Raw genomic sequence first — 8,459 nt, 5'->3', positions numbered from 1 at the left:
AAATCCGATAACGATTTAATCAGCACTTCCCTAGTGGCTGGCTGCCGGTGAGCTTGCCGGTGGGGGAATATTGATTCAGATTTTGAAAATCCTGATTCCCTGCCTCACACGTCAAAAGCGTGTCCCCGTGTTTCCAAAGAAAGAGGTATGTATGGACGATATTAAGATTATCTATATGACGAACCATGACAGACGATATGCTGCCATTAAGAAGGCCTGTGACGGACTGCAGGAGGAAGGAAGGATTTCCGACCTCTGCATCCCCGTTTTTCTGGAGCGGACCAGTGACTGGAACCGTTCCTGGGAAAGGAAGATGAAGGGCGCCTCCCTGGTAATGATCCACCTCATGAAGAACGGCCTGAAGTCCCGTTTCTGGAGGGACTGCCGCAGCTTCCTGGAAAAATCGGGGATTCCTTACTTTGTGGATGCGGTGGATGGAAATACGGCGGAACACAGCGGGGCCCTTACCGATGACATGATGAAGAAGTTCCGGGAATACTGTCTCTATGGCGGTATGGAAAATTTCAGAAATCTCTGGCTCTACGCTTCTTCCCTCTTTGACAAGTCCCTGCCGGAACCGCCGGCGCCGCAGAGCTATACCTGGGCCGGTATTTATGACAGGGACAGGGAAGGCGGATTTACCACAGACCGGGACGCATTCCTTCAAAAATTTTCATCCGATGATAAGCCGATAATCGGTCTTCTGTTTTACCGGGAGGAATGGATCTGGGGCGACCTGTCTTACCAGAATGCCTTCATAGACGAAGCGGAGAAACAGGGGTACCATGTACTTCCTGTGTTTGCTAACGGTTCTCCCGATACAAGCCTGGGTATGCCCACTCTGTCCGATGTGATTTCCACCTATTTCATGAAGGACGGGAAAGGGGTTATTGATTCCCTGGTAAGTACCATGAAATTTTCCCTTACCGGCAGCGGGAAAGCCAGCCTTGAAACGCTGAAAAAACTGAATGTCCCCATTCTGGCCGCCTATACGCTCCTGGTATCGGAGAAGGAATGGCGGGAAAACGGAGAGGGGCTTAATGCCATCGAAACGTCTATTGCCGCTGCCATGCCGGAGCTGGACGGCGTTATCCATGGCGTGCCTGTTGCAGGCAGGGTAAAGAAGGACGACGGCAGCGTGGAATTTAAACCCATTCCCGAACGGATTTCCCGGATGGTGGGAAAGGCCGGTAAATGGGGGCGTCTCCATAAAATGAAGAATGAGAACAAAAAAGTGGCTCTCATTTTCCATAATTATCCTGCTAAAAATTCCAATATCGGCAGCGCTTCCGGCCTGGATACCATGGAAAGCGCCATCCGTCTCATGAACCGCATGAAGGATGAGGGCTATACCATTGATTTCGTTCCGGAGACCACGGAAAAGTTCATCGAACTCATGACCTCCCATGCCACCAATGACATTTCCATGATGACTGAAAAACAGGCGGAGGAATGCCAGAAGCTGTCCGACAAAGACTACGTGGATTTCTTCCATACCCTGGGAGACAATGCACAGAAGAAGATGGAAGAGGAATGGGGAAAGGCGCCGGGGGATGTGATGATTTCTGAAAAAGGAAATATTTTGATTCCCGGCACCATGGACGGCAATATGTTCCTTACGGTGCAGCCCTCCCGTCAGTACGGCATGGATCCGTCAAAGGCGTACCATGACCCCTACATCGCTCCTACCCACCAGTACCTGGCCTTCTACTATTGGCTTAGGAATGTATGGAAGGCGGATGCGGTGATTCATATGGGTACCCACGGGAACCTGGAATGGCTGCCGGGCAAGAGCGTGGGGCTGGATGAGGAAAGCTATCCGGATATTGCCCTGGGAGACCTTCCTAACGTATATCCCTACCATATGACCATTACCGGCGAAGGCATGATTGCCAAGCGGCGGGCTGCCGGCTGCCTCATCGGCTATATGCCGGCTCCTGTTTCCGATGCCGGTGCCTATGATGAAATTTCCGAACTGGAAAAGACGATGGATGAATATGCCCATATGAAGGAAACGGGAAACGGCGTGGAGGATATGGAAAAGCCTATTCTGGAACTGGTGAAGAAGGCAAAACTGGATCAGGACATTCCCTATGAAGAAGGAACGGACTTCGATGAATATGCGGCAAGTCTCCATAATTACATTGAAGAGCTGAAGGACAGCGAAGTCCATGTGGGGCTTCATATCCTGGGCCAGCCATTGGAAGGGGATCTTCTGACCGACGGCATTCTGCAGCTGCTCCGTCTTTCCAATGATAATGTGCCTTCCATTTATGATTTGTGGGCCGAGAAATACCATACCACCCTGGACACCATCCAGAGCCGGTCTTCCGAGCTGGACGGAGATATGAAGTGCACCTACGGTGAGCTCATGACCCGTATCCGCAAAGAAACTAGGACGGTGATCCGCACCCTGCAGGACGGCGGATTTACGGAGGAGGCTGTCCATCAGGCGATGGCCCTTCCGGAAGCGGAAGGAGAAGAGCAGTGGAAGGAAAAGCTGGAAAAACTGCTCCATTTCGTAACAGAGGAAATCGAACCCCGCATCGAAAGAACGACAGAGGAAATGGACCACACCCTGGATGCCTTGGATGGCAGGTATGTGGAACCGGGGCCGTCGGGCTCCCCCAATGCCGGCGGCGTAAGCCTTCTTCCATCAGGACGCAATTTCTACGGCGTGGATCCCAGAACCCTGCCATCGCCTACCGGCTGGCAGCTGGGGGTGAAACTGGGGGATCGGATGATTGAAAAATTCATTGCAGACCAGGGCAAGTATCCGGAAAATATCGGCATGGTTCTCTGGTCCGGCCCCAATATGCGTTCCTCCGGCCAGGATATTGCAGAATTCCTCTACATGCTGGGTGTCCGTCCTGTATGGCAGAAGGGGAGCCTCAAGGTTTCCGGACTGGAAGCCATTCCTCTCTCCGAACTGAAGAGACCCAGAATCGATGTGACCGGCCGTATCAGCGGCCTTTTCCGGGACACCCTGCCCCAGCTGGCAGAGCTCATGGATAAGGCGGTGCTTCTGGCAGCTTCCCTGGATGAGTCCGATGAGGACAATTTCGTAAGAAAACATGTGAAAGAAGATACGAAGCTCATGGAAGATGAGGGCGTGGATGCCGATGACGCCTGGAGAAACGCAGCGTTCCGCATTTTCGGTGATGCGCCCGGTACCTACGGCGCCGGCGTAAATACGGTACTTGACTCCAAAAACTGGCAGACCGAGGACGACCTGGCCAATGTGTATGTCCGCTGGGGCGGCCATGTTTTCGGCGGCGGAAACAGGGGCGTTTTCAAGCCGGAGCTTTTCAAGAAAAGGCTGGCTTCCCTGGATCTCACCGTAAAGAATGAAGAAAATCACGAAAGCAATATTTTAAGTTCCGATGACTACAACGCCTTCCATGGCGGTATGATTGCCGCCGTAAAGAGTCTGGGCGGAAAGACTCCGGAGTCCTATGTAGGGGACAGCACCAATCGTTCCGCCGTAGGCGTAAAGACGGTGCAGGAAGAAATGAAACGGGTTTTCCGCAGCGAATCCATGAACCCGAAATTCATTGAAGGCCTCATGAAGCATGGCTACAAGGGAGCCACTGACCTGGCAAATCGCCTGTCCATCAGCTTCCAGTGGGATGCTACCAGCGGCGTCATGGACGACTGGATGTATGAACAGTATGCCAGAAAGTATGCTCTTGATCCCAAGATGCAGCAGTGGATGAAGAAAGTGAATCCCTGGGCTCTCCAGAATATGGCTGAAACCCTTCTGGAAGCGGATCAGCGCAATATGTGGAATGCTGGGGATGAAATGAAGCAGGAACTGCAGGAGCTCTACTTGTCCGTGGAAGGGGAGCTGGAAGATGACGGAGATGATGATGAATAGCATGCCGCCTATCCGTATGCTGGTGCTCACCCTGACCGGCCGGTGCAATTTCGCCTGCCGCTACTGCTATGCGTCAGACGTGGACGCTGTGGATATGGATGAGGACACGGCAGTGAAAGCGGTGATGATGGCCGGCGCTTCAGGAGAGCGATTCCTCCTCCAGTTTTCCGGCGGTGAGCCGCTGCTCCGTTTTCCCCTGATTAGAAGACTGGTGCATGTGGTGGAGGAAAACCATTTCAATGCCCAGATGCAGATTCAGACAAATGGCTCCCTGCTTACCAGGGACATAGGCCGCTTCCTCTATGACCATAACGTGGGCATCGGCATTTCCTGTGACGGCAGGCCAGCGGTTATGGACAGGACGAGGCCGGTGAAAGACGGCTCCTCTTCGTCAAAGGCCTCCGCCTTCGGCTTTCAGAACCTGGCCTGGGAGGGTATCGGTACCGGCATTACCTGCGTTGTCACTGACGACATGGTGAAAGATCTGGCAGGCATAGCCGATATGGCCCATTTCTACGGCAATGTACACCAGGTGGGCCTTGACATCCTCCGGGAGCAGGGGAGGGGAAGCGCCCTTCACGAGCCGTCGCCGGAGGATATGGAGAAGGCGCTGGAAGCGGTATACCGCCGCATGCAGATGCTGGAGAAAGTGACAGGCCGGCACATCCATTTCACCCAGGAAGATCGGGTGGCAAGGCTCCACCAATCGGGAAACTATGAATTTCCCCAGTGTTACGCCATGAACGGCGAGGCTGCCTTTGTGGATGTGCATGGCACCATCTATGCCTGCTCCTCTCTCATGGGACGGGAAAAATACAGGCTGGGGACAGTAGAAACAGGCCGGAACCCGGATAAAGTGAGACAGGTAGGCCATTTCATTCAAACAGCCATGGCCAAATGCCGGAGTTGCGAATATTTTCCCCTCTGCGGGGGCGGCTGCTTCTCTCGCTGGCTGGACCGGGAGGGCCGCGTGCGGCCTTCCGAAGCGGAATGCACCATGAAGAAATTCTTCATCCGGAAGTATCTGGAGAAGAAGGGCTTGGCAGAAAGCCATTTATGACGGGAAACTGATGAAGGAAGGGCTCTTAAGACTGACGGGGCTTTCATCCCGAAGGTTCATTGTGCCACCGCTTGCGGGGGGCAAGGGAACTGGAGTTGCACCAGCGAACTGGATTCGTAAGGGAGCGGAAGCGACCTGAGAATCCAGTGAGTCGGTGACAGCAGTGGATGTAGGGTGAACGTAGTGACCCGAAAATCCAGTGACACGCTTCCCACCGGGGTAAAGGTGGTATCGCCAGGTACCAGCGGCGATACCACAACCCTTACGGCCGAAGGCCGTGTCAAACGTAAGAACCCTGAGAACCTTCGGCCTGTAAGGTCCGTCAACCCGGGCTGCGAAGAGGCTCACCGGCCCACCAGCCCACTAACTCACCAGCTCACTAGTTCACTAGTTCACTATTATTTCTAATACACAAGGAGGACATATGAAAAGACAGGGAACATTCCCATTTACTGCCATTATCGGGCAGGATACTATGAAAAAGGCACTGGTTTTGAATGTTGTCAATCCAAAGCTGGGCGGTGTGCTCATCCAGGGTGAAAAGGGCACGGCCAAGTCTACGGCGGTCCGTGCGCTGGCAGACCTGCTGCCGCCGAGAAAATGCATTAAAGGATGCCGTTTCCACTGCGACCCTGATGACAAGGCCAACTGGTGCGATGAATGCCATGAGAAATACGACCACGAAGAACCGCCGGTGGAAATGCTTCCCATGAAGGTGGTAGAACTGCCGGTCAGTGCCACGGAAGACCGGGTAGTAGGTACACTGGATATTGAAGCGGCTATCCGCGAAGGCAAGCGTTCCTTTGAAACCGGAATCCTGGCAGATGCCAACAGAAACATCCTTTATGTGGATGAAATCAACCTGCTTGACGACCATGTGGTAGATGTACTTCTGGACTCTGCTGCCATGGGTATCAATACGGTGGAACGTGAAGGCATTTCCTACTCCCATCCCGCCCGCTTCTCCCTGGTAGGCACCATGAACCCGGAAGAAGGGGATATCCGTCCCCAGCTTTTGGACCGCTTTGCTCTTTCCGTAAAGGTAGTGGGCGAACAGGATCCGGAAAAGAGAGCGGAAATCATCAAGAGAAGACTGGAATATGAAGCGGATCCGGAACCCTTCCTTGAAAAATGGAAGGACGAACAGGCCAAAGAGGTACGCCGCATTGAAAGGGCCATGAAGCTTCTGCCCCAAGTAACTGCTTCCAATGATATTCTCCTTCTGGCAGCTAAAATTTCCATTACCCTTGGCGTAGACGGCCATCGTGCCGACATTACCCTTATCAAGACGGCAGAAACCATTGCCGCCGTGGCAGGACATACAGAAGTCACCAAAGAAGACATCCGGGAAGCTTCCAGACTGGCCCTGCCCCATCGTATGAGACGCCGTCCCTTCGAAGAACAGACACTGGACTGGTCTGAAGTGGACAAGGTTATCGACGATGAAGCGTAATCTTTTTCCCTTTGCCGCCATCTGCGGAATGGAAAAAGCCAAAGAAGCCATTCTTCTGACTCTGGTGAACCCTTTTGCCGGCGGACTGCTCCTGTCCAGCGAAAAGGGGACAGGAAAATCCACCCTGGTACGAAGTGCCAGAGAACTGGTGGATGCCCCCTGGGTGGAAATCCCCATCAGCATTACAGAGGACAGGCTCTTCGGCTCCATTGATACGGAAGAGGCAATCCGCAGCGGTCATAAAAAACTCCTTCCCGGACTGATTGACGAGGCGGATCAGGGAATCATTTATATTGACGATGTGAACCTCCTCAGGGACGATCTTCTTTCAGCGGTGCTGAACATCCGCGAAGCCGGCAGCTACCGGCTGGAAAGAGACGGCCTTTCTGAGGAACGGCAAACATCCTTTACAGTGCTGGCAGTCATGAATCCGGAAAGCGGAACCCTTTCCGCTTCATCGCTGGACCGGTTCGGCCTGTTTGCCGAGGCGGACCCGTCCTATGATGATGAAACAAGACTGGAAATCATCCGCCGGGTGCTGGACTTTGAAAAAGACGGTCTGGCCTTTCGAGCCAAATGGCAGGAAGAAACGGACGCACTGAAGAAGAAAATCAGAGACGCCAGAGCGGCCCTTTCTCTGGTGGAAGTATCCTCCGCCATGATTCAACTGGCGGCGGTGTATACGCTGAAAGCCCATGTGGCAGGCCATAGGGCGGACATTTACCTCATCGAGGCGGCCAGGGCGAAAGCAGCTCTGGAAGGCAGGAAATATGTGCTCCCCAAGGATTTGGAAAAGGCAGCAGAATTCGTCCTTCCTCACCGTATGAGAAAGGCGGAAGAGCAGCAGGCAGAACCGGCAGAAGAAATGCCACAGGAGCATCCGGAAGAAAGCAATAGGCCTCAGCAGGAAGAAGAGCAGCAGACTCCCCAGGATAATGAATTCAGCCATCCGCCGGAGGCCCAGCCTCCCCAGATGGATACGGAGGATGCGGATGACAGCAACCATGAGCAGAATGAAGACAATGCCCAGATGTCCAATCCCCGGGGCCAGAGCCGGGAGAGAATCGACGATGCGGACCTTCATGTAAATCTGCCGCCCATGTGGATTGAGCCATCCAAAGACAGGAAACCGAAAAAGGGAAGCGGGAAACGAAGCCTCACCATGACGGACCTTATGCAGGGACGGTATGTGAGGGCAGAAATTCCAAAGGCAAAAACATCGGACATTGCCTTCGATGCCACCCTCCGGGCTGCGGCTCCCTACCAGAAAGCAAGACCCTCCAACGGCTGCGCCGTAGTAATCCGGAAGGACGATCTCCGCAGTAAAATCCGGGAGAAGAGGACAGGAAATATTTTCCTCTTCGTCGTGGATGCCAGCGGCTCCATGGGTGCCCGGGAGAGAATGAGAACAGTGAAAGGGGTCATTTTCAAAATCCTGCTGGATGCCTATCAGAAGAGAGACCGGGTAGGCATGGTAGCCTTCCGCAAAAACCAGGCGGAAGTCCTCCTTCCTGTTACCAGATCCGTGGACTTTGCCCAGAAAAAACTGGCCTCCATGCCCACCGGCGGCAAAACGCCGCTGGCAAAGGGTCTCCTCAAGGCGGAGGATGTGCTGGATATGCTCTACCGGCAGGATGCAAACCAGGACCCTGTCATGATCCTCATCACCGACGGCCGGGCTACCAGTCCCCTCAATAAAGGAACCAATCCGGTCACCGATGCCCTGGAAGAAGCCAAACGCATTGGCAGGAGAAATATTCCTGTGGCGGTGATAGATACAGAATCGGGCTTCATCAAACTGGGCCTGGCCAAGAAACTGGCCAAAGCCATGGGAGCCTCCTATTTCCAGGTAGACAAAATATCCGAAGACCAGCTTCTCCACATCTGGAGAACGGCGGCCAATATGTAAAGAGTTCCCGGTACCGCCGTACCGGGATTCTTTAGTAGGCATACAGCACATGGCAGAGCACCTGTTATCGGAGCTTTATTGTCCCATTGTGCACCCTTTGCCATTACGTGGCGTCTCCCATAGGGAAGCGTGTCACTGGATTTTCAGGTCCCTGGTGTGA

4 protein-coding genes are annotated in these 8,459 nt (G+C 53.7%); all 4 read left to right on the top strand.

All coding sequences use genetic code 11. The features are described 5' to 3' along the window. Positions 1-151 precede the first annotated feature (151 nt). The 4 genes from cobN to B2Y11_RS04200 all read left to right on the top strand — a co-directional run bounded on the left by cobN (position 152) and on the right by B2Y11_RS04200 (position 8,299). Entirely contained in the window at positions 152-3,877 is a 3,726-nt protein-coding gene (gene cobN, locus B2Y11_RS04215; protein ID WP_291056605.1) for a cobaltochelatase subunit CobN, read from the top strand. Next, positions 3,855-4,937: a radical SAM/SPASM domain-containing protein gene (locus B2Y11_RS04210; RefSeq protein ID WP_291056603.1), complete on the top strand. Its 1,083-nt coding sequence runs from the start codon at positions 3,855-3,857 to the stop codon at positions 4,935-4,937. Before cobN ends, B2Y11_RS04210 begins: the two co-directional genes overlap by 23 nt. A 424-nt stretch (positions 4,938-5,361) precedes the next feature. After that, positions 5,362-6,390 (top strand): ATP-binding protein, encoded by a 1,029-nt coding sequence (locus B2Y11_RS04205; RefSeq protein WP_291056600.1) that lies wholly within the window; start codon positions 5,362-5,364, stop codon positions 6,388-6,390. Beyond that, on the top strand, positions 6,380-8,299 hold the full coding sequence (locus B2Y11_RS04200; protein WP_291056597.1) for a VWA domain-containing protein: 1,920 nt from the start codon (positions 6,380-6,382) through the stop codon (positions 8,297-8,299). Before B2Y11_RS04205 ends, B2Y11_RS04200 begins: the two co-directional genes overlap by 11 nt. The last annotated feature ends 160 nt before the right edge of the window (positions 8,300-8,459 follow it).

Source organism: Dialister sp. UBA1703, assembly GCA_002320515.1.
Lineage (GTDB): Bacteria > Bacillota > Negativicutes > Veillonellales > Dialisteraceae > Dialister.
This window is presented reverse-complemented; position numbering and strand designations above follow the sequence as displayed.

Coding starts and splice junctions, on each gene's coding strand:
- cobN (WP_291056605.1), top strand. CDS start 152: ATGGACGATATTAAGATTATCTATATGACGAACCATGACAGACGATAT.
- B2Y11_RS04210 (WP_291056603.1), top strand. CDS start 3,855: ATGACGGAGATGATGATGAATAGCATGCCGCCTATCCGTATGCTGGTG.
- B2Y11_RS04205 (WP_291056600.1), top strand. CDS start 5,362: ATGAAAAGACAGGGAACATTCCCATTTACTGCCATTATCGGGCAGGAT.
- B2Y11_RS04200 (WP_291056597.1), top strand. CDS start 6,380: ATGAAGCGTAATCTTTTTCCCTTTGCCGCCATCTGCGGAATGGAAAAA.